Below are 22436 nucleotides of genomic sequence, written 5' to 3' on the forward strand. Positions count from 1 at the left end.
GCCGAGAAACGATATGTTGAGTCAAGGGTTCGTATCTGCCGCGGCGATCGCGGCAAGTGTTCTGTTTATTCTGTCGCTGGGTGGCCTGAGCAATCAGGAGAAGGCCAAGCGAGCTGTCTGGTACGGCATTATCGGCATGGCCGTGGCGGTATTTTTCACCGCTTTCGGCCCCGGTATCGGCGGCTACTGGCTGATGATTCCGATGATCATCATCGGCGCCATCATTGGTACCCGACTGGCACGTCGGGTCGAGATGACCGAGATGCCACAGCTGGTGGCGGCACTGCACAGCTTTGTCGGCCTGGCAGCCGTGTTCGTGGCCTGGAGCGCCGATCTGGAACGTCGCCGGGTGCTGGCCGCCCGTGCGGCAGATGGCGTCATGCAGGACTTCTCCGCCTTTGCAGCGCTTCTGGCGCACAAGGCGCCGGATGAGCTGATGTTTTTGCAGGTTGAAGTGGTGCTGGGCATCTTCATCGGGGCGGTGACATTTACCGGCTCGGTGGTGGCCTTTGGCAAGCTGGCCGGAAAGATCGACGGCAAGCCGCGCCAGCTCCCCGGCGGTCATCTGCTCAATGCCGGTGCTGCCGTGCTTTCACTGCTGCTGGCCATCCTGTATCTCAACGGCGCCGGCTTCTGGACGCTGCTGTTACTGGCGGGACTGGCGTTTTTCATCGGTTACCACCTGATCATGGGCATCGGCGGTGCCGACATGCCGGTCGTGGTATCGATGCTCAACAGCTACTCCGGCTGGGCCGCCGCCGCGATCGGCTTTACGCTCTCCAACGATCTACTGATCGTGACCGGCGCGCTGGTGGGCTCCTCCGGGGCAATTCTCTCCTACATCATGTGCAAGGCGATGAACCGCAACTTCGTCAACGTGATCCTGGGCGGCTTTGGTGGCAGCACCGGCCCGGCCGCGGAGATCGAAGGCGAGCAGGTGGCGATCGACGCCAATGGCGTGGCGAGCGCGCTCAACGATGCCGAGAGCGTCATCATTGTGCCGGGCTATGGCATGGCGGTGGCCCAGGCCCAGAGCGCGGTGAGCGATCTGGTGCGCAAGCTGCGCGCGGCAGGCAAGGAAGTGCGCTTTGCCATCCACCCGGTGGCCGGTCGTCTGCCGGGGCACATGAACGTGCTGCTGGCAGAAGCGAAAGTGCCCTACGATATCGTGCTGGAGATGGACGAGATCAACGACGATTTCGCCTCGACCGATGTGGTGATCGTCATCGGCTCCAACGACATCGTTAACCCGGCCGCTCAGGAAGACCCGAACAGCCCGATCGCCGGCATGCCGGTATTGAAGGTCTGGGAAGCCAAACAGGTGTTCATTTCCAAGCGTGGTCAGGGCACCGGCTACTCCGGCATCGAAAACCCGCTGTTCTACAAGGACAACAGCCGCATGTTCTATGGCGATGCCCGTGAAAGCCTCAATGCGCTGCTGCCGATGGTCGATTGACGTCATCGCTACCTCGTAATGCAATCAAGCCCGCTCAATGGAGCGGGCTTTTCTGCATGGGGTGACGAGGTCTTTTAAAGATGCATGACTGGCTCTGCGCAAGCGCCGTGACCTGAGCGTGCAACGTGAACCCGCAAGCCGATAAAAAGCGCTGCCAGCAACATGACACTTCCTCCAGTAATGAACACACCCGTCACGCCACTCAGTCCAAAGACAAGACCGCCCAGCGCAGCACCTGCAGCGATCGAGGACTGCACAGAGGCGACGACCATCCCCCCCGCCGTTTCGGCCTGATCCGGTACGGCGCGAGTGACCCAGTTCGACCATGCCACTGGCACACCCCCGAATGCCAACCCCCAGAGGGCAACCAGCAGCATCAGTCCGGTCTGCGGAACAGGCAGCCAGATGATGCCAAATGCTGCAATGCCGACCAGTGCGGGCATGACCACCAGCGTAGCGCGCAGACTGCGCTCCATAAGCCAGCCGGCCATGAGTGTTCCAAGGAAATTGGCGACCCCGAATCCCAGTAGCATGAGCGACAGGCCATCCACATCGATATGGGAAACGTTTTCGAGGGCAGGCCGAATGTAGGTGAACAATGCGTACTGGCCCGTATGGGCAAGCACACATCCCATCATGCCCATCGCAACACCGGGGCGGCGGAGCAACCCAGCGACAGAGGCAGTCTGTACCACCTTGCTCGGGGCCATGCGGGGCAGCGTAAAGACCTGAAAGAGTAGCGTCAGTGCGCCGACGGCGGCCGCTGCAATGAAGGCGCTACGCCAGCCATGAAGGCCCCCCAGATAGCTGCCAAGCGGCACGGAAACCACTGTCCCCACCGCGATACCGCTGAAGATGATGGACAGTGCGCGAGGAACAAGCCTTGCGGGCACCAGCCGCATCGCGACGGCGGCGGCCATGCTCCAGAAACCGCCCAACGCAATACCCAGCAGAACGCGCATCACCAACAGGACCGCCAGGCTCGATGACAGCGCCACCAGTAAATTGGACGCAATCATCAGCACGGAAAAGCCCAGCAGTACCTTTCGACGATCTAGCTTCCTGGTCAGTCCCGGCACCAGCAGACCTGCAAACAGGGCAACCACTGCCGTCACCGTTACCGCCTGACCGGCCATCGCCTCGGACACCCCGAGATCCGAAGCCATCGGCGTCAAAAGACTGGCGGGAAGATATTCCGCCGTCAGCAGGCCAAACACCCCCATGGCCAGGGAAAACACGGCCATCCACGCCGGAGTTGTCGGCGCGTTGTCGGCAGCACGCTCTGCTGCCCCAGCGACATCATTGCTCATCTCGAAATTCCAGTTAATGAAGATGGCGGAAAGTCTGGGGCTCGCTTTCCGGATGATCTATGATTCCAGCTCCTGATCTTTTGACCGAAACGCCGAAATGTCCGAAAAAGCATCCTTTGCCCTGTCTTCTGATCTCATCAGTGAACTGTTAACGGGCATGCGCCTGCGTGGCGTCCAGTACCGCCGTATTCAGACGGGGCCCGAGTTTGGCCTGGGCTTCGATAAAAAGCCGGGGCATGCCTACTTCCATTATCTGGCCGTCGGCACGGCCATGCTGCGAACACGGGACGGCGCACTACATGAGCTGAAGCCTGGCAGCGCGGTATTTATCCCCCATGGCAAAGGGCATCAATTGCTATCGGATGTGCAGCAGCCATTCAGGGAAATCGATACGTTTGATGCGACGCAGTTGGGAGAATCTGTCAGCGGCGTGGATACCTGCCCTAGCACACACCCGACACCGAGTGCGGTGCTGTTCTACGGCTGCATGACGTTCGATCTTGGTGGCATGCAGGCGCTGGAAAAACTGATGCCGGACGTGATGGTGGCGGATGCCCATGGGGAGAGGTATCCGGGGCTGCCGCCCATACTGGACGCCATGAAACGTGAGATTTGCTCGGGACGTATTGGCTTTGCCGGCGTTCTGGCCCGACTGGCCGAGGTGGCGGCCGCCATGATCGTGCGGGGATGGATCGAAAGCGGGTGTGAAAACGTCTCGGGCCTTGTCGCGGCATTACGCGATCCACGTCTGGCACGCGCCATCCTGGCGCTTCATCGCCAGCCGGGTAGAGAGTGGACCGTAGCGCAACTGGCGGCCGAGTCGCATGTGTCCCGGTCCGTCTTTGCCCAGCGCTTTCAGTCCACCATTGGCGTTTCACCGCTGCGCTATGCCACAGAGTTGCGGATGAGCCTTGCAAGCCGATGGCTGGCCGACGACAGACTATCGATCGATACGGTGGCCCAACGTCTGGGATATACCTCCCAGGCGGCGTTCAGCAGAGCATTCAAGCGTATTAATGGCCATTCACCAGGGGCCAGCCGACGCCAGGGTAGCATCGACAGGCCCGTTACACAGGCCAGCATCACATAGCACGCCTCAGCCCTCTTCTGCCCCAGTGCACGATCTGATGCCCCGTCACCGCGGACAGACGCTTGCGATTCTGGAATAATCCGCGCCCATTACGACAACAGCGCCCCGTCGAGCCATCGATGGGGTGCTGTCCTTTTCGGTTGCAGCAACGAGAGAAACAATGGCTTTCCTTTCCCGTCACGAGGCCGACACCTCCTTGCCACGTGCCCCCGGCATGCTGGATGCGCTTTTCCCCATTATGGCCGTGATCGTCATGCTGGCGCTGAGCGTGACGCTGTTCGGCGCTGACTCTTCCAGCGGCCCGACCCAGATCGCGCTGATCCTGGGGGCCATGCTGGCCGCTATCGTGGGTCTGAAAAACGGCCATCAGTGGCAGGCCATAGAAGAGGGCATCAACCGCGGCATTCATCTCTCGCTCGGGGCGATCCTGATTTTGCTGTCAGTCGGCGCCATGATCGGCACCTGGACGATGGGGGGCGTGGTACCGACGATGATCTATTACGGACTCGAGATCCTCTCCCCTCACTACTTCTACGCCACGGCCTGTCTGCTGTGCGCGCTGGTCTCGGTGTCGGTCGGCAGCTCCTGGACGGTGGCCGGCACCATCGGCATTGGCCTGATCGGCATCGCCAACGGGCTGGGACTGTCGAGCGCGATCACGGCTGGCGCCATCATTTCCGGTGGCTATTTCGGCGACAAGATGTCGCCGCTGTCCGACACCACCAATCTGGCCCCCGCCTCGGCCGAGGCCGAGCTGTTCGCCCATATTCGCCACATGCTCTGGACCACCACGCCGAGTCTCATTCTGGCGCTGATCGCCTTTCTGGTACTGGGTCTGGGCGGCCCCGACCAGGTGGCTACCCCCGAGCGCATCACCGATATCCAGCAGACCCTGAGTGATCACTTCACCATCAGCGCCTGGCTGTTGCTGCCGCTGCTGGCGCTTCTGATCATGGCGTGGAAGCAGATGCCGGCGTTTCCGACCATCTTTATCGGCGCCATGCTGGGGGTACTGTTTGCGCTGGTCTTTCAGCGCGAGGCCGTGATTGGTCTGGCCGATACGCCCTCGCTGGGTCATGCCATGGCGCTTTTGAAGGGCAGCTGGATTGCACTCTATGACGGCTACAGCGCCCGGACCGGAAATGACGCGATCGATGCGCTACTCACCAATGGTGGCATGGACAGCATGCTGACCACGGTCTGGCTGATCCTGTCGGCCATGACCTTTGGCGGCGTCATTGAACGTCTGGGGCTTCTGGAGCGCGCCGTCAGCGGTCTTCTGCGCGTGGCGCGCAGCACCTCCTCCCTGATCATCTCAACGCTGGCGACCGGTCTTGCCACCAACATCGTGACCGGCGATCAGTATCTTTCCGTGGTGCTGCCCGGGCGTATCTACAAGGCCGAGTTTCAGCGTCGCCGGCTCAAGCCGGTGAACCTGTCCCGCGCACTGGAGGACTCCGGCACGATCACCTCACCGCTGATCCCGTGGAACAGCTGCGGCGCCTATATGGCGGCAACGCTTGGGGTAGCCACCCTGAGCTATGCGCCCTTTGCCTTTTTCAATCTGATCAATTTAGGCATCGCCGTACTTTATGCCCTGATCGGCTTTCGTGTGACGCGCATGAGCGATGACGAGCAACCCGATCACGACGCCGAGCTGCCTACGCTCTCCGATGGACAGATCATTGACGATCAGTATGAGGCTAGCACCGGACGCGCCTGATCAAGACCCGCCTGATCATGACAACGCCGGCCCATGGGCCGGCGTTGTTCATTGCTTACGCGCCGGACATCACTCGTCGCGATCAACGGCCATGCCCGCCCAGACCTGACGCACCGGCTGGATTTCAAGGAAGTTGATGTTGAGATGCGCCGGCAGTGTGGCGACATAAAACATCTGCTCGGCGATGTCTTCGGCCGACATCGGCGTGGTGTTGCCATAGAGCTGGTCGGAAGCCGCCTGGTCGCCCTTGGTACGTACCAGAGTGAACTCGGTTTCGGCCATGCCGGGGGCGATGTCGGTGACACGCACGCCGGTGCCCTGAAGGTCACAGCGCAGGTTGTAGCTGAACTGCTCGACGAAGGCCTTGGTGGCGCCGTAGACGTGGCTGCCCTTGTAGGGCCACTTGCCAGCGGTGGAGCCGATATTGACGATGCTGGTGCCGGCACCGAGCTTGATCAGGGTCGGCAGCAGCGCGTGAGTGACGTTTACCAGCCCTTTCACGTTGGTATCGATCATGGTGTGCCAGTCCTCCAGCGCCACGTCCTGAGCCGGCTCCGGCGCCAGTGCAAGGCCTGCGTTATTAAGCAGGACATGGACAGAGGCAAACTCGTCCGGTAGCTCATTCGCGGCCCTTTTCACCGCGGCTTCATCGCGCACGTCCAGCTCGATGACGTGAACGGCCACCTTGCCGGAGAGCTCGCTTTTCAGCGCCTCCAGACGCTCACGGCGGCGACCGGTCAACACCAGCGAAAAACCGGCCTCGGCGAAGCGGCGGGCGGCAGCACGGCCAAATCCTGAGGTGGCACCGGTAATGAAAACGCTCTTGTTCACGTGATCTCTCCTGAATCGATGGTCAGTGATCAAACTGTCTCAAATAGCCCGCTCAGGCACTCGATGAAGCAGTTCGAGTCTCGGTGGTCACTGCTGAGCGACGCGTTGCATAGCGCCGCGCCAGCATGGCACAGACAAACAGCTGAATCTGGTGAAACAGCATCAAGGGTAGCAGCGCACTGCCGACCTGTGCGGCAGGAAACAGCACGTTGGCCATGGGCACGCCCGAAGCCAGCGTCTTTTTGGAGCCACAAAAGACGATGGTGACTTCATCTTCGCGTGAAAAGCCCATCAATCGGCTGACGGTGCGGGTCACCATCAGCACCACTGCCAGCAGCACGCAATCCACCACCATCATGGTCGCGATACTGACCCCATCGACCTGCTGCCACAGCCCGCCCACGATTGCCTCGCTGAAGGCCAGATAAACCACCATCAGAATCGAGCCGCGATCCACGATCGTTAGTGGCGCCTTGTGCTCGCGAATCCACTGGCCGATCCAGGGTTGCAGGAGCTGCCCCAACAGGAAGGGGACCAGCAGTTGCATGAGAATATGACCGATGGCCCCCAGCGATGGCCCGGCGCCGCCATCGGCATTGACGCTCAGCACCAGCCCGAGAAGGACCGGGGTAATGAACATGCCCAGAATATTGGACGCCGTGGCCGAACAGATCGCAGCCGCCACATTGCCGCCGCCGATCGAGGTAAAGGCGATCGAGGATTGCACGGTCGAGGGCAGCACGCATAAAAAAAGAATACCGGTATACAGCGCCGGGGACAGCAGTGTCGGGGGCAGTAGCCCGATGATCAGCCCCAGTACCGGAAAGAGCGCAAAGGTGGTCAGAAAGATCACCAGATGCAGACGCCAGTGGGTCATGCCCTTCACAACGGTTTTGGGCGATAGCCGCGCGCCATGGAGGAAAAACAGCATGCCAATGGCAATGGTGGTGGCGATGGAAAACCATTCGGCATAGCGGCCTGAAATCGGCAGCAGCGAGGCCAGCACCACGGTGCAGACAAGATAAAGGAGGAACTTGTCGATATTGAGACGGGCAAGTAGGGACACGGCAGACTCGAAGCTCAAGCGTTCTGAAAGGTTGGATCAGCCGGGCCCTTGTCCCGACCATCCATCGATCATACGCCGGCACCAAACCTTTGGCACGCGCCAACCATTGCGCCAGACCAGACATGGAAAAAGCGCCCTCGGGCGCTTTTGTTCTTCAATGCCATTCGATCGACAACAGGCTCAGTGATCCTCACCGCGTCCGGTCTTGTGCTGGAGCTCGTCGATCATTCTGGAAGCATCGGCCTTGTTGAGGGAGTCATCAAACTCGACACCGGCCTCTTCACACAGCGTACGAAGGTAGGAGGCTTGGGCGCCGGTCATGCGCTCATCACCGGTGGCCCAGTCGCTGGGGTCCTTTTCAAGATTGCTGGCCTGTTCGTTATGACCGGGGTCTTCCGTGCGATTCGTCATGTGGTTCTCTCCGTGAACGCTCTTTTAAACACTGGATAAAAATATAGTTGATGATGGACTGAATGCACGCTTTCCTGTCCCATTTCTTCTTGCCAGTACCGCAGGCCTTACAGGAATATGGCTTCCATCGCGACGGATGGTCAGTAAAGAGATTTGACTAATGACGTATTGCATCAATATCAACGCATGTTATGGCGCGCCCTTGCGATGAGTGCTTGCATAGGAGATAACCACTGTTGCCAATGAAGGCGACATGGCCTGCAAAGCCCGAAACACGTTTCAAGGAGTAGCACCATGGAAGGTATTGTCAGCAACTATCGCAATATTGTGCGCGAAGGCGGCTACACTCTGACCTCCGAGCAGGCGCCACCGCGGGACACGCCGCTGGAGTGTATCTATATCGACAATGACAGCCAGTCCATTCGCACCACCAGTGCCCGCCTGGGTCAGTCCAGGAGTCAGACGTGGTGCACCGAATGCGGTGTTACCGAAGCCCTGATCAGCGGTTCATCTTCCTTCATTTCCTCCGTGGCCTGGCGCGCCGGTGGCCCCAGCCAGTAATGTCCGGATGACGCTCGCTCCGGCGGGCGTTACGCCCTGAATACGACCATCCTTCATGACCTTCTCTCCTTTATGACCTCCTCTGCGCCGTACGTTGTCATCGGCCGATGCAGATAGCCATTTACAGCGTTCATCCTCCTGATCGGTCGTGGAGTCTCCTGAAGATCGGGTGACTGGCGCGCAGTGCCACTCTCGACCCATACTTTAGCGCTCTCCCCCTGTTCTGCAGGATATCGACATGCCCCAACATGCGTCGGATCAAAACAGTACACGCCGCCTGCGTCATCGCCTGCCGGTGCGCGCCTGGCACTGGATCAACCTGTGGTGCCTGATCGTTTTACTGCTCAGTGGCCTACAGATTTTTAATGCCCACCCCGCGCTTTACTGGGGCAGTGCTTCCAGCTTTGATGCGCCCTGGCTTGAGATGTACGCCATGCGGGGCGCCGATGGCAGCGTCCACGGCATTACCGCGCTGGGGCCCTGGCAGTTCACGACCACCGGTTTTCTGGGCTATTCAGACGAGAGCGTGCGCGGTTTTCCAGCCTGGGCGACGCTGCCCAGCTATCAGTTTCTGAGCATGGGTCGAATCTGGCATTTTTTCTTTGCCTGGCTGTTTGCGATCAGCGGCGCGCTTTTTGTCCTGTATACCCTGCTGACCGGCCACTTTCGACGCAATTTCTGGCTTGATGGTCGAGACTGGCGCGGACTCGGCCATGATGTCATCGAGCATCTGAAGCTGCGCTTTCATGCCCATTCAGGCAAATACAACAGCCTGCAGAAACTGAGCTATCTCGGTGTTGTGTTCGTCGCGCTGCCCCTGATGATCGTGACAGGCCTTTGCATGTCGCCAACCATCAACGCCGCCGCGCCATGGCTGCTGGATCTGTTCGGCGGCCGCCAGAGTGCCCGTTCGATTCATTTCATCACGGCCTTTTCGCTGGTGCTGTTCGCCGTGGTCCACGTGGCAATGGTGCTGCTGTCGAATCCGCTGCGCCAGTTGCGCGCCATGATTACCGGTCGCGTTCCGCGCAGCCCGTCGTCTTCCGATCAGGAGTCTTCCTCATGAGCCGTCGAACGCCCACAGGCCCCGCCCTGACCCGCCGGGCCCTTCTGCAGCGCACCCTGCTGGGTGCCGCGGCGCTGGGACTCACCGGCTGCGATCGGCTGTCGGAAAACGAGTCCGTGGTGCGACTGCTGGGCTGCGCCGAGACGCTCAATCTCAGGGCTCAGCGGCTGCTGGCCGGGCGTGAATCGCTGGCCGTGGAGTACCCGGCCTCGATGATCTCACCGGTCTTTCGACCCAATGGCACGGTGGACCCGCAAACGGCGCTATATCGACAGCTGGCCGCCAATGACTTCTCGGACTGGCGCCTGAGCGTGGGTGGGCTGGTACAAACGCCGCTGGAGCTCTCATTGGACACGCTTCGAACCATGCCCGCACGCACCCAGATCACCCGACACGACTGCGTGGAGGGCTGGAGCGCCATTGGCCAATGGACCGGGCCTGTGCTGGGCGACATTCTGGAGCAGGCCGGCGTGCACCGCTCGGCTCGCTACGTGGTGTTTCACTGCATGGACCAGCTTGATGGCGCACACGACTATTACGAAAGCATCGACATGGTCGAGGCCTTCCATCCCCAGACCCTGCTGGCCCATTCTCTCAACGGGGAGCCGCTTCCAGTCGGCAATGGCGCACCACTGCGGCTGCGCGTGGAGCGACAGCTCGGCTACAAAATGGCCAAGTACCTCAAGGGAATCACCCTGGTTGAGCATTTCGATGACATCCAGGGAGGCAAGGGTGGCTATTGGGAGGATCGCGGCTATACCTGGTATGCCGGCATCTAGCCTAAGGCTTTGGTCGTGTCTCACCGGTCGCAGGTTGACAAAAACTGATGCCAGGCTGAACTGAAAGCCAGACGGGGGCAATGGTCCTGCGCCACTGCGTCCGCTTTTCATTCGATTCGGGAGATGTTTGATGACCCTGTATTCCACAGCTCGCCCCACTCTGCTGGCCTCGGCCATTGCCCTGGCCTGTGCCCTTTCTGCCGGCACCGCACTGGCCGCCGACAACCAGAGCGACACACCCGAGCACCTGCGCGGTACCATCACCGCTGTCAGCGATCACGGTTTCAGCGTCGAATCGACCAGCGACGGCAAGACCCATGACGTCAGCATCAGCGATGACACCCGTCTGGCTGGTGTAACGCCTTCAAGCCTTGATGCCATCAAGGAAGGCACCTTCATCGGCACCGCCAACGCGCCCGGGGCCGACGGCCAGCCCTCAAAGGCGCTGGAGGTAGTCGTCTTTCCGGAATCCATGAAAGGCACTGGTGAAGGTGACTACCCATGGGATACCCCGCGTGGACATGACCAGAGCGGTTCATCAGGTGGCAAGATGGGTGGCTCCGGTGGTGGCTCGACCATGACCAATGGCACTGTCAGCCAGACCGACAGCGGCAAGATGGGGGGATCCGGTGGCGGCTCGACCATGACCAACGGCACCGTCAGCCAGGCCGACAGCGGCAAGATGGGCGGCGCCGGTGGCGGCTCGACCATGACCAACGGCACCGTCAGCCAGTCAGGCAGTGGCGATCAGGACATGATGACGCTGACCGTGGATTATGGCGACGGTAAAAAGCAGATCATGGTACCGCGAGATGTCCCGGTTGTGGCCGTTCAGAAAGCCACCATGGACGATATCAAGAAGGGAGAAGCGGTCTTTGTGGGCGGTGACCTGTCCGCCTCGCCCGTACAGGCGAAGGTCGTGATTGTCGGTCTGGACGGCACCGTTCCGCCGATGTAACCCTCTAAACCTGATGCCCGGCCCGGCGCCGGGCATCAATCCTTCAGAAGATGCATGACGCCACTGCAAAGCCTGTCCTTGCCCGCCCACAATTGACCGGCCGTGATGGGCAATTTGAACCGGCGCCTGCCGGCGCTGCCAGGGTTGAAATAAAGCCGTCGAACGCCCGCACCACCATCGATCCACTGCTGCCGCGGCTTGTGAGAATGGCCATGCAGCACCGCATCGCAGACCGTGTCGGTATCAAAATCAGCGATGTCATGCACCAGGTGAATCCGCCAGTCGTTGACCACAATATCGCGCCGCATCGGCAGTGACTCGCACCATGCCGCCCGATCTACATTGCCTCGTATGGCGACCAGCGGTGCCTGTTCGGCCAGTTGCTCGAGGATTTCCGGCTCACCAACATCGCCCAGATGCAGAATCAGCGCGCAGCCTTCCATGGCTTTTAGCGCCTCATCACGCAGCAGACCGTGTGTATCGCTGATCACACCGACAGGGGTATCAATGGCAAAAGAGGTGTGATCACACAGAGGAAGCGTCATGCTCTCTCCTGACAGCAGAAAGGCCCCGGCGGGGCCTTTCAGGAACGTTTTCGGGTTCTGATCAGCGTGTGGTGCCTGCCGGCGTCCCCGCCTTTTGAAATTCCTTGTAGGTCACATTGCCCTGCTCATCCACGTTGCAGCTGACATTGTAGATGGTGGTGCCGTGGCCCAGCATGTTGATATGAAGCAGCAGCTCCTCACCCTTTTCGTAGTCACCCGCATTCTGCTGATCCATCAAAAGCTGCGAGCTTTCGAAGGTGTCGCCATCCTTGCTATTCATGGCCGCCTCATGGCATTTGTTGACCAGCTCGCGGTCGGCCTGAGGCACATCGGCGGATTCCTCGACCGAGGCCTGTGCCATCTGGCTAACGCCAGTCATCGCAAGTGCCATCGCACCGGCGCACCATATACTCTTGGCTACTTTCATGATTCATCCCTGAATTTTGGCTTCCTGTTGAGTGTAGGAACTCCCGTCGCAACTTACCCGACAATTATTTATCGCTTTTGAATGCCGTGGTCAGCGCGAGGCTTCAGGTCATCACACCAATGATGATTTGCACCCCGGGATGGCGGCTCGTATGGTGCACAACGTTTATCACAGGCCTTGATTGGCTGTTTCGATTCCGGGTCTTACCTGCTGGATACTGTCATGGCAACTTCCTCTGAACGCGGTTTTTTTAGTCATCCGCGCCCGCTGGGGCCGCTCTTTTTCACCGAGATGTGGGAGCGCTTCTCCTTTTATGGCATTCGCCCGCTTCTGGTGCTCTACATGGCGGCGACGCTTGCCGACGGTGGGCTGGGCATTCCACGCGACACGGCCGCCGCCATCGTAGGCATCTTCGGTGGCATGATTTATCTGAGCACGCTGCCGGGCGGCTGGCTGGCCGATAACTGGCTGGGCCAGCGTCGCGCCGTCTGGTACGGCTCGGTTCTGATTGCCCTGGGGCATCTGTCCATTGCGCTATCGGCGCTTTGGGGCGCGCCCATGTTTTATATTGGCCTGATTCTGCTCGTGCTGGGCTCGGGAATTTTCAAGACCTGTATCTCGGTCATGGTAGGCACCCTTTATGAAGAGGGAGATGCCCGCCGCGACGGCGGCTTCTCGATCTTCTACATGGGCATCAATCTTGGCGCCGTCATTGCCCCGCTCATCACGGGGCTTGCCATGGAAAGCGGCGGCTGGCACTGGGGCTTTGGCGCTGGCGGCCTCGGCATGCTGATCGCCCTGATCATCTTCCGACTCACCGCCATCCCGACCATGAAGCGCTTTGACCGGGAGCACGGGCGCGAGTCGAACTGGGACGCACCGGTCAACCAGCGCCGACATGTCGGCATTGGCGTCGCGGCATGCCTGCTGCTGGTGGCGCTGATCACGGCACTCGGCCTGACCGGCGTCATCACTTTCAATCCGGTCGCCATCGCCACCACCATGAGCTATGTGGTAGGACTGTGCGTGCTGGGCTGGTTCATCTATCTGATGTTTTTCAGCGGCCTCAATCGCCATGAGCAGGCCCGTGTCATTGTCTGTCTGATCCTGTTCATGGCGGCGGCGCTGTTCTGGGCTTCGTTCGAGCAGCAACCTACCTCCTATAACCTGTTTGCCTCGGACTACACCGACCGCCAGGTGCTGGGCTTTGACATTCCGGTACTCTGGTTCCAGTCGCTCAACCCGCTGTTCATCATCGTGCTGGCACCGCTGTTTGGCTGGCTGTGGCCGGCCATGGCGCGTCGCGGCTTCGAGCCGTCAAGCGCCGCCAAGTTCAGCGCCGGGCTCGTGTTTGCGGCGGCAGGCTTTGGCCTGATGATGATGGCGGCCTGGCAGGTGGTGGACGGTGCCGATCAGGTGTCGTCGCTGTGGATCGTCTCAAGCCTTTTGCTGCTGACGCTGGGCGAGCTCTGTCTGAGTCCGGTGGGGCTGTCGACCATGACCGAGCTGGCACCGATGTCCATGCGCGGCCAGATCATGGGCATCTGGTTTGCCGCTACCGCACTGGGCAACCTGGTCGCCGGGCTGATCGGTGGTCACGTCAGCCCCGAGCACGTCACCCAGCTGCCCGAACTTTTCGGCCGCTGCGCACTGGCGCTGCTGATCGGGGCGGTCATACTCATGATATTGATCAAACCCATACGCCGGCTGCTGGCCCACAGCCGTACCGCTGAACCCGGCATTTCGGAGACATCGCAATGACCGCTCTAGTCGATACCCCTTCACAGCGCATCGATGCCCTGCGTCGGACCATGATGGCCTCCGGCATCAATGCCTGGCTGGTGCCCTCCTCGGACCCGCATCTGTCGGAGTACCTGCCCGGTCACTGGCAGGGGCGCGAATGGCTGACCGGCTTCACCGGCTCGGTCGGCACGCTGCTGGTCACGCATGATTTTGCCGGGCTCTGGGTCGACAGTCGCTACTGGGTACAGGCCGACAAGGAACTCTCCGGCAGCGGTATCGAGATGATGAAGGTGGCCCAGGGCCAGCAGATTCTGGCGCCAATCGACTGGCTCAATATCCATCATCCCGGGTCCATTACGCTGGGCCTTGATGGCGCCGTGCTGCCGCTGGCGGCCCATCGCGCCTTCAAGGCACGACTGGGAGACAGCGCGACGATCAAAAGCGACCGGGATCTGCTCGAGGAAATCTGGCCTGATCGCCCCGCGCTGCCCCAGGCACCGGTCACGTCGCATGACGACACCCTTGCCGGCCAGACCCGCTCTGAGCGCCTGGCGCAGCTGCGCCAGGCCATGGACGAGGCTGGCGCCGATGCGCACCTGATCTCGACGCTTGATGACATTGCCTGGCTTTTCAATCTGCGCGGCAGTGACGTGGACTACAACCCGGTGTTTCTGGCCCATGCACTGGTGGATGCCCATCATGTCCGGCTGTTCATCGATCAGGACAAGGTGCCGGCGGAGCTCCGCGAAGCGCTGGCCGATGACGGCGTGTTCCTGCACGCTTACGCCGAAGTCCTCGATGCCCTGACGCGGCTGCCTGAAGGTGCGCGGCTTCTGATCGACCCGGCCCGGGTCACGCTGTCACTGATTCAGGCCCTGCCGGATCAGGTCAGCCTCGTTGAGGCGTTCCAGCCGACCACGCTTGCCAAGGCGTGCAAGAGCGAAGTCGAGATCGATCACGTTCGTGCCGCCATGGCCCGCGACGGCGCGGCCCTGTGCCGATTTCTCTGCTGGCTTGATGAGACGCTGGTCAGCGAGACACCGATCACCGAGCTGACCATTGATGCCCGCCTGACAGCCGAGCGCACGCGGGAGAAGCATTTCATCTCGCGCAGCTTTCCCACCATTGCCGGCTTCAACGCCAACGGTGCCCTGCCGCACTACCGGGCCACCGAGTCGGCGCATTCCAGCATCGAGGGTCAGGGGCTGCTCCTGATCGACTCCGGCGCCCAGTATCTCGATGGCACCACCGACATCACCCGGGTCATTCCGGTCGGCGAGCCCACCGCCGCCCAGAAGGCCGACTATACCCGCGTGCTCAAGGGCATGATGGCGCTGTCGCGCACCCGCTTTCCGGAAGGCATCGAAGCCCCGCGGCTGGACGCCATCGCCCGGGCACCGCTATGGGAAGCCGGTCTGGATTACGGCCATGGCACCGGCCACGGGGTGGGTTACTTTCTCAACGTCCATGAAGGCCCCCAGGTGATCTCCCGCGGGGCGCAGCCTACGCCGCAGACCGCCATGCGCGAGGGCATGATCACCTCGATCGAGCCGGGGCTCTACCGCCCTAACCAATGGGGCATTCGCATCGAAAACCTGGTGGCCAATCGTCTCGTAACAGACGTCGAAACTCTGGATGGCGACGCTTTCCTCGAGTTCGAGACGCTCACCCTGTGCCCCATCGACACCCGCCTGATCGAGCCTTCACTGCTGCGCGAGGACGAGATCAACTGGCTCGATAACTATCACCGCACGGTGTTCGAGCGTCTGGCGCCAAAACTGGATGAGCCCACCCGCGACTGGCTGGCAGAGAAGACGCAGCCACTGGCCGGATAAATCCTGTAAAGACCCGATAAAAAACGCCCCAGCCATGGCCGGGGCGTTTTTTTGACGGCAACAACCCATCGATCAGGTCAGATCGTCGGCATCCGGCAGGTCGGTCAAGGCGCCGAGCGAAGCCGAGCTGACGGTGCGGGCGTACTTGGCCATCGCACCGCGGGTATAGCGCGGCTTCGGACGCTGCCAGGCCTCGCGGCGGCGCGTCATTTCGGCCTCATCGATATGTAGGGTCATGACATCGTTTTCGGCATCAATGGTGATCTGATCGCCATCCTCGACCAGCGCGATCGGTCCGCCGTTGAAGGCTTCCGGTGTGATGTGACCCACGACGAAACCGTGGCTGCCGCCGGAGAAGCGACCATCGGTGATCAGCGCCACCTTGTCGCCCAGGCCACGCCCCATGATGGCCGACGTGGGCGTGAGCATTTCGCGCATGCCCGGACCGCCGCGCGGACCTTCGTAGCGAATCACCAGCACGTCGCCGGCGACCACGGTCAGATCATTGATGCGCGCCTGGGCCTCCTCTTCGGAGTTGAACACGCGAGCCTTGCCGGTAAAGCGCGTCCCTTCCTTGCCGGTGATCTTGGCCACCGAACCTTCCGGTGCCAGATTGCCGTAGAGAATGCGCAGGTGGCTGGAGGCCTTCACCGGATTATTCAGCGGCTTGATGATGTTCTGACCTTCCGGATAGGGCGCAACGTCTGCCAGGTTCTCGGCCAGCGTCTGACCAGTGACGGTCAGGCAGTCGCCATGCAGCAGTCCCGCGTCGAGCAGAATCTTCATCAGCGGCTGAATACCGCCGATGGCGACCAGCTCGCTCATCATGTAGTGACCGCTGGGACGCAGATCCGCCACCACCGGCACGCGCTTGCCGATCTCGGTAAAGTCATCCAGCGTCAGTTCCACGCCGATGGTGTTGGCGATCGCAATCAGGTGCAGCACCGCATTGGTGGAACCGCCCAGGCTGATGACTACGGTGATGGCGTTTTCAAACGCCTTGCGGGTCATGATATCGGACGGCTTGATGTCGAGCTCGAGCAGCTTGAGCACGGCAGCGCCGGCTTCACGGCTATCGTCCTGCTTGGTCTGCGACACGGCGTTTTGCGCCGAGGAGTTCGGCAGGCTCATGCCCAGCGCTTCAATGGCCGAGGCCATGGTGTTGGCGGTATACATGCCGCCACACGAGCCGGGCCCGGGAATCGCGGTTTCCTCGATACGCTTGACGTCGATGAGGTCCATGTTGCCCTGGGAGTGGGCGCCCATTGCTTCAAACACCGAAACGATATCGGTGTGGCCTTCGCCCGGCAAAATGGTGCCGCCGTAAACGAAGATGCCGGGGCGGTCGAGACGGGCCAGGCCCATCATGCAGCCGGGCATGTTCTTGTCACAGCCGCCGATGGCCACCACGCCATCAAAGCCTTCGCAGCCGGCGACGGTCTCGATGGAGTCGGCAATGACCTCACGCGAGATCATCGAGTACTTCATGCCCTCGGTGCCGTTGGCAATGCCATCACTGATGGTGATGGTATTGAACACCACGCCCTTGCCGCCGGCCTCGTCAGCGCCGTCACTGGCGGCATCCGCCAGCACATTGATGTGGCTGTTGCACGGAGTGACACGACTCCAGGTCGAGGCGATCCCGACCTGCGGCTTGGTGAAATCCTCATCACTGAAACCCACGGCGCGCAGCATGGCGCGGCTGGCGGCCTTGCCGGGACCATCGACCACCGGGGAGGAGTGGCGACGAGTGTGGCTGCGGTCATTGGCAAGCGGTGCGGTGGAGGGGCTATCCGGCCGGTCTTCCTGGCTCATGATCTGATCACTTTTGCTGGTAATGAATACGAACAGGTCCCGGACATCCCGCAGGGGCACAATGCCCGGAACCAACGAAAGCGCTGTCGATATCGCTCGTTCCGCGACGGCAGGACCGTCGGGTCAGGAACAAGTGGCACATCGACAGAAAAGTGCTGCCCCGCTGTTCCCGGATCTTCGGGTGCGGGCGACACTCACTGCGCGGATAGCGCGGCCGGGTGTCAGGCCCGGCACAGGATATCGAGTATACGCCCAGCATGGTTCAGCGTGAAATCAGCTGCGGGCCGTGATCTCGAAATGCCCTTCCAGCGACAGGAGCAGCCGCGCACCTTCAGGCAGCGCCCCTACCCCTTCCGGCGTACCGGTCAGTACCACATCGCCGGGCTCGAGCGTAAACGAACGCGATATTTCAACCATGAGATCAACGGCGTTGAACAGCATCATGGCCGTATGCCCGGTCTGGCGGCGCTCACCGTCAATGGTGAGGGTAAATCGCAGATCATCCAGCGCCATCTGCTCAGAGTCAAAAGGCACGAACTCGCTGATTGGACAGGCGCCATCAAAGCCCTTGGCCCGCTCCCAGGGGTGGCCCTTGTCCTTGAGCCGTGACTGCACATCACGCAGGGTCAGATCCAGCGCCAGGCCCACGCCGGCAATCGCCTCGAGCACCTCTTCGGGACGGGCACGACACAGCCGGCGGCCCACCAGAAGAGCCACTTCGGTTTCAAAATGCACCTCGCCGAGATGTCTCGGCACGCGAATGCGCTCACGCATGGGCGTGGCGCTGGAAGCGGGCTTGATAAACAGAAGCGGCGCAGTGGGCACTTCGTTGTTGAGCTCTCTGGCATGGGCGGCATAGTTGCGCCCCACGCATACAATCTTGCCCAGAGAATCGGCAAACGTGCGTCCATCAGTGAAGACGGGCTGAAAGGCCATGGCCTGTTCCTCTTGAAGATCCATGCGTTTTTATTGATTCAATGTACGCTTTATCACAACCATCACAAACCTGCCGCCATAAAAAAGCGGCAGGGCGCGATCAACGCCCTGCCGCCTGCAGATCATGTTCGCCCTTGCATGTCGAAAGGCAAATCACGAACCATGCCTGAACCGGACAGCTTTACAGAGCAAGATCGCGCCAGCGACCGTCCGGTGTATGGGCCAGAAAGTCGGGGCGATGCCGGCTTGCTGCAAACGGCGCATCAAGAGCGTTATCGCGCTGGTTGAACACGAAAAAGATATTGCTGCGTGCATCCGGCGACATATTGGCATTGGAGCCATGAAGCGTATTGCAGTCAAACAGCAGTAGCCCGCCGGCGCGCCCCTTGGGTGCCTCGATACCGTGTTCTGCCACCAGCTCGGCCAGTGCCTCGCGACTCGGCACACCCGCTTCCTGCTTTTTCAGCGAGCTCTTGTAGTTGTTTTCCGGCGTTTCGCCGATACAGGGCACGAACTTTTCGTGCGAGCCCGGAATCAGCATCAGGGGACCGTTGAACTCATGGTTATCGGTGAGCACGATCGAGGCACTCACGGCGTTCATGCGCGGCATGCCGTCCTCGGCGTGCCAGGTCTCGAAATCGGAGTGCCAGTCAAATCCCTTGCCTTCAAAGCCGGGCTTGTAGTTGATGCGCCCCTGCATCACGTAGACATCCTCACCGATCAGCTGCTCGACGCTTTTGACCAGCTTCGGCGACTGCGCCAGCTGACCGAATTTTTCCGAGAGAAAATGCATGGCAAAGATCGAGCGGATGTCATTGCTGCTCGGCTCGGTGATGGTGAAGTCCTGATCGCGGTAGTCATCGCGCTCAAGCAGCGCTTCAAGCTCGCGCTGATAGTCTTCAAGCTCGACCTCATCGAGAAAGTCCGGAATGAACACGAACCCTTTCCGGCGGAACTCCTCACGCTGCTCACGGGTCAGGGGCCCTTCCTCCGGCCCGCGCAGGGTCTTTTCCTGACGCGGCAGCCAACGACGTTCGGGCGCCGTCGCCAGGCGCGTCGGGTACGGGTCTTCCATCAGCGTGTTGTGACGCTGTGCATGTACAGCTGACATGTGTCCTCCTTGGTCAACAAAAAGACGACGGCGTCCTGCCTGACGTCACCCCTTCATGGGGGCCCTGGGTATCCGGCGCTGTCTGCGCCTGTCGATACATGCCTCTGGTCCTGGGACGTCAACAGATCATAACCATCGCCTGACCCTTTCAGGGACTCCCGGACAACGACCCAGCCATCGGGCCGAACCGTCGGGAGGGCACCACGTGAACATGGCAACCCCTCGCCTTCCATAACCCAGGTTACTCCGATCGCGGTGTGACGCATTCCCCCGTACGCATTTACCCGTACAATGCGCGCATCGATCATGTTCCCGAGCCCCGCTCAATGTTATCAATGCATCTGCCGTGATCCATGACCATGCGCCGCTGGCGCCAACGCGGTCGATCTCCCGACACGACACCGATTTCATGAGCACGCCCATGCCCTCGCATACTGCGTTTCGCTACGCCCTGAACCAGCTGTCCACCGCTTTGCTGATTGCGGCACTGCTGGTGACCGCCCTGCCCCTGACGGCAACGCAGGCGCACGCCCGTCAGCTGATCCAGCCGGAACACGGCACGGCCAGCGAACTGCGCTCCAAGCGCAAACGAGAACAGGCGCGTGCCCGCCAGCTGGGCCTGTCCGAAACCCAGCTCAAAAAGGCGGCGGCTCAGGGCCGCTCGATTGTCCCCAGCGGATCGACTCGAGCCATTGCAGCGGGTGTGGATAACTTCAACTACAAGAAGTATGCCTTCAACGAAGAGATTGATCGGCCCGGCGAAATCGCCATGGCACGTGCCATGGATACCGTCATGGATCAGGTTGGTCGGCCCTATCTCTGGGGGGGCACCACGCCCCAGGCCGGCTTCGACTGTAGCGGCCTGATCTATTACGCCTTTCGCGATCTGCTCTCCGCAGAACTGCCGCGCACCGCCAATGGCATGTATCACTGGTCACAGTCCACCCCAGTGGCCCTTGATTCCCTCAAGCGCGGTGATCTGGTCTTTTTCCGCATCAAGGCCGCCAGCGCCGCCGACCACGTGGGCGTCTACCTGGGCGATGGCAAGTTCGTCCAGGCTCCGCGCACCGGTGAAAACATTCGTGTCAGCTCGCTTTCCGGCGACTACTGGCAGCGCCACTATCTGGGCGCGCGTCGTCTGCTGACCGGCGACACCGTGCGCCAGCTCGCCTCGCGCTGATTCACGCCCGTACGGCGCAGCGTGCTGACTGCGCCTGACTGCTGCGATTCTACTGATGCCCCGCTTTTCCACTTGCCCCTGCTGCCATGATTCGATTTTTTCGAATCATGGCACTGAGTATTTTCGCTTTTCTGCATGCAGGGAAGTGCGGCACGATGCCGCCACACCGACATGGAGAAGCCTTGGCCCTGCCATGTTCACGACAATAACGCCTTGTGCCGGCCTTACTCGAAGTGGAGTGCATCAATGGTCAATGCCGCAACCATGCAACAGAACCTTCCCGATCGCTGGCACTCTGCTTCGAGGGTGCTGCACTGGAGCAGTGCGGCGCTGATCGCGGGCCTGTTTGCCAGCGGATGGTGGATGACCGGCCTGTCGTATTACGACAGCTGGTATCACCGCGCGCCCTGGTGGCACAAATCCTTTGGTTTGACCCTGACGGCCCTTTTGATTCTGCGCATCGCGGCACGGCTGGCCTTTGCGCGCCCGCCGGCACTGGGCCACCGGCATGCCCGGCGCGCAGCGCATGTCGGTCACCTGCTGCTGTATCTGCTGCTGTGCGCGGTACTGGTCGCGGGCTATCTGATCTCGACCGCAGAAGGGCGGGGCGTGAGTGTGTTCGGGCTTTTCGAATTTCCCGCCCTGGTTGCCCCGTTCAGGGATCAGGCCACGCTGGCAGGCACGATGCACTGGTATGCGGCCTGGTCACTGATCGTGGCCGGCATCGGTCACGCCCTGCTGGCACTCAAGCACCACTTCATTGATCGTGATGCCACGTTGACACGCATGCTGGGGCGCCGTGCCTGACGCCCTGCTCTCTGGCTCCTTTACCCTTTCATTCAAGGACAACCAACTCATGAAAAAGATACTTGCTGCCGGTCTCGCCGCCATGGCCCTGTCACCGCTGGCCATGGCTGTCAGCCCCAACGCCGGCGCTGCCGAGTACCAGATCGACAAGGAAGGCCAGCATGCCTTTATCGAGTTTCGCATTCAGCATCTGGGCTACTCCTGGCTTCTGGGTCAGTTTCGCAACTTCGACGGCAGCTTCAGCTACGACCCGGATGACCTGACAGCTTCCAGTGCCGAGGTCACCATCCATACCGACAGCCTGGATACCAATCACGCCGAGCGTGACAAGCATCTTAAAAGCGCCGATTTTTTGAACGTGCCCAAATTCCCGGAAGCGCGTTTCGTCTCCACTGGCTTTGAGCCCAAAAAGGACGATGCCGATGAAGGCATTCTCAAGGGAGATCTGACCCTGCACGGCGTGACAAAACCGGTCGAAATCGAGGTGACCCGTATCGGCGGCGGCGATGATCCGTGGGGCGGCTATCGCCAGGGCTTTGAAGGGGAAACCGCGTTCAAGCTGGCCGATTTCAATATCGATCCGGACAATCATCTCGGCCCCGCCAGCGAGACAGTCCATCTTTATCTGTCACTGGAAGGCGTGCGCCAGTAACGCCGCAGGCAACAGCTCTTTCTCTAAAAAGACGTATCACGTTGCCATTATCAGGGCTGCCATCCGGCAGCCCTTTTTGTATCCGACTGCAAAACCTTAACGCTGGACAACAACGTCCAATGACTTCCCGGCTA

The 22436-nt window shown here is 60.8% G+C and carries 21 protein-coding genes; 12 read left to right on the plus strand and 9 right to left on the minus strand.

Features of this window, described 5'->3' with window-relative positions; translation table 11 throughout:
* Window positions 1-13: 13 nt before the first annotated feature.
* Entirely contained in the window at window positions 14-1456 is a 1443-nt protein-coding gene (locus B9H00_RS06255) for an NAD(P)(+) transhydrogenase (Re/Si-specific) subunit beta (protein ID WP_086899929.1), read from the plus strand.
* Between the two features lie 74 nt (window positions 1457-1530).
* Here B9H00_RS06255 and B9H00_RS06260 read toward each other — a convergent pair whose 3' ends face one another.
* Entirely contained in the window at window positions 1531-2766 is a 1236-nt protein-coding gene (locus B9H00_RS06260) for an MFS transporter (protein WP_086899930.1), read from the minus strand.
* 97 nt (window positions 2767-2863) lie between these two features.
* Here B9H00_RS06260 and B9H00_RS06265 point away from each other — a divergent pair, with 97 nt between their 5' ends.
* Both B9H00_RS06265 and nhaC read left to right on the plus strand, forming a co-directional pair.
* Window positions 2864-3856 carry an AraC family transcriptional regulator gene (locus tag B9H00_RS06265; RefSeq protein WP_086899931.1) on the plus strand — a complete coding sequence of 331 codons (993 nt, stop codon included), beginning with the start codon at window positions 2864-2866 and terminating at the stop codon, window positions 3854-3856.
* Between the two features lie 160 nt (window positions 3857-4016).
* Complete coding sequence (gene nhaC, locus B9H00_RS06270; protein ID WP_086899932.1) at window positions 4017-5579, plus strand: Na+/H+ antiporter NhaC; 1563 nt, start codon at window positions 4017-4019, stop codon at window positions 5577-5579.
* A gap of 69 nt (window positions 5580-5648) precedes the next feature.
* Here the strand turns inward: nhaC and B9H00_RS06275 are convergent, their stop codons facing one another.
* The 3 genes from B9H00_RS06275 to B9H00_RS06285 form a co-directional block, all read right to left on the minus strand.
* Window positions 5649-6410, minus strand: a complete 762-nt coding sequence (locus B9H00_RS06275) for an SDR family NAD(P)-dependent oxidoreductase (RefSeq protein ID WP_086899933.1) — start codon at window positions 6408-6410, stop codon at window positions 5649-5651.
* 52 nt (window positions 6411-6462) lie between these two features.
* Window positions 6463-7476, minus strand: coding sequence for a bile acid:sodium symporter family protein (locus tag B9H00_RS06280; protein ID WP_211329645.1), 1014 nt, complete (start codon window positions 7474-7476; stop codon window positions 6463-6465).
* Window positions 7477-7656: 180 nt separating this feature from the next.
* Window positions 7657-7887, minus strand: a complete 231-nt coding sequence (locus B9H00_RS06285) for a DUF3072 domain-containing protein (protein ID WP_086899935.1) — start codon at window positions 7885-7887, stop codon at window positions 7657-7659.
* Window positions 7888-8181: 294 nt separating this feature from the next.
* Here B9H00_RS06285 and B9H00_RS06290 point away from each other — a divergent pair, with 294 nt between their 5' ends.
* The 4 genes from B9H00_RS06290 (at window position 8182) to B9H00_RS06305 (ending at window position 11251) form a co-directional block, all read left to right on the plus strand.
* Window positions 8182-8448, plus strand: coding sequence for a hypothetical protein (locus B9H00_RS06290; RefSeq protein ID WP_086899936.1), 267 nt, complete (start codon window positions 8182-8184; stop codon window positions 8446-8448).
* 238 nt (window positions 8449-8686) lie between these two features.
* On the plus strand, window positions 8687-9514 hold the full coding sequence (locus tag B9H00_RS06295; RefSeq protein ID WP_086899937.1) for a cytochrome b/b6 domain-containing protein: 828 nt from the start codon (window positions 8687-8689) through the stop codon (window positions 9512-9514).
* Window positions 9511-10293, plus strand: coding sequence for a molybdopterin-binding protein (locus B9H00_RS06300; RefSeq protein ID WP_086899938.1), 783 nt, complete (start codon window positions 9511-9513; stop codon window positions 10291-10293). The genes B9H00_RS06295 and B9H00_RS06300 overlap by 4 nt, the downstream gene beginning before the upstream one ends.
* 130 nt (window positions 10294-10423) lie before the next feature.
* The gene (locus B9H00_RS06305; protein WP_086899939.1) at window positions 10424-11251 is read left to right on the plus strand and encodes a hypothetical protein; all 828 of its coding nucleotides are present in this window, start codon (window positions 10424-10426) and stop codon (window positions 11249-11251) included.
* Window positions 11252-11286: 35 nt separating this feature from the next.
* On the opposite strand, the gene B9H00_RS06310 is transcribed toward B9H00_RS06305, so the two are convergent.
* Together B9H00_RS06310 and B9H00_RS06315 are read right to left on the minus strand one after the other, a co-directional pair.
* Window positions 11287-11796 (minus strand): metallophosphoesterase family protein, encoded by a 510-nt coding sequence (locus B9H00_RS06310; protein ID WP_086899940.1) that lies wholly within the window; start codon window positions 11794-11796, stop codon window positions 11287-11289.
* Between the two features lie 61 nt (window positions 11797-11857).
* Window positions 11858-12223: a hypothetical protein gene (locus tag B9H00_RS06315; RefSeq protein ID WP_147376581.1), complete on the minus strand. Its 366-nt coding sequence runs from the start codon at window positions 12221-12223 to the stop codon at window positions 11858-11860.
* Between the two features lie 222 nt (window positions 12224-12445).
* On the opposite strand from B9H00_RS06315, the gene B9H00_RS06320 reads away from it, so the two are divergent.
* Window positions 12446-13984: a peptide MFS transporter gene (locus tag B9H00_RS06320; protein ID WP_086899942.1), complete on the plus strand. Its 1539-nt coding sequence runs from the start codon at window positions 12446-12448 to the stop codon at window positions 13982-13984.
* The gene (locus B9H00_RS06325) at window positions 13981-15801 is read left to right on the plus strand and encodes an aminopeptidase P family protein (RefSeq protein WP_086899943.1); all 1821 of its coding nucleotides are present in this window, start codon (window positions 13981-13983) and stop codon (window positions 15799-15801) included. The genes B9H00_RS06320 and B9H00_RS06325 overlap by 4 nt, the downstream gene beginning before the upstream one ends.
* A gap of 72 nt (window positions 15802-15873) precedes the next feature.
* Here the strand turns inward: B9H00_RS06325 and ilvD are convergent, their stop codons facing one another.
* From ilvD to B9H00_RS06340, 3 genes are all read right to left on the minus strand, one after another.
* On the minus strand, window positions 15874-17496 hold the full coding sequence (gene ilvD, locus B9H00_RS06330; RefSeq protein WP_407656579.1) for a dihydroxy-acid dehydratase: 1623 nt from the start codon (window positions 17494-17496) through the stop codon (window positions 15874-15876).
* 393 nt (window positions 17497-17889) lie between these two features.
* The gene (locus tag B9H00_RS06335; protein ID WP_086901737.1) at window positions 17890-18552 is read right to left on the minus strand and encodes a fumarylacetoacetate hydrolase family protein; all 663 of its coding nucleotides are present in this window, start codon (window positions 18550-18552) and stop codon (window positions 17890-17892) included.
* A gap of 181 nt (window positions 18553-18733) precedes the next feature.
* Window positions 18734-19663, minus strand: a complete 930-nt coding sequence (locus B9H00_RS06340; RefSeq protein ID WP_086899944.1) for a phytanoyl-CoA dioxygenase family protein — start codon at window positions 19661-19663, stop codon at window positions 18734-18736.
* 421 nt (window positions 19664-20084) lie between these two features.
* Here B9H00_RS06340 and B9H00_RS06345 point away from each other — a divergent pair, with 421 nt between their 5' ends.
* The 3 genes from B9H00_RS06345 (at window position 20085) to B9H00_RS06355 (ending at window position 22302) form a co-directional block, all read left to right on the plus strand.
* The gene (locus B9H00_RS06345) at window positions 20085-20843 is read left to right on the plus strand and encodes a C40 family peptidase (RefSeq protein WP_211329644.1); all 759 of its coding nucleotides are present in this window, start codon (window positions 20085-20087) and stop codon (window positions 20841-20843) included.
* A 246-nt stretch (window positions 20844-21089) separates the two neighbouring features.
* A complete protein-coding gene (locus B9H00_RS06350; RefSeq protein WP_236944372.1) occupies window positions 21090-21650 on the plus strand; it encodes a cytochrome b in 561 nt (186 codons plus the stop codon).
* A gap of 49 nt (window positions 21651-21699) precedes the next feature.
* Window positions 21700-22302 (plus strand): YceI family protein, encoded by a 603-nt coding sequence (locus B9H00_RS06355; RefSeq protein WP_086899945.1) that lies wholly within the window; start codon window positions 21700-21702, stop codon window positions 22300-22302.
* Window positions 22303-22436: the final 134 nt, after the last annotated feature.

This window comes from Kushneria marisflavi (genome assembly GCF_002157205.1).
Taxonomy (GTDB): domain Bacteria; phylum Pseudomonadota; class Gammaproteobacteria; order Pseudomonadales; family Halomonadaceae; genus Kushneria; species Kushneria marisflavi.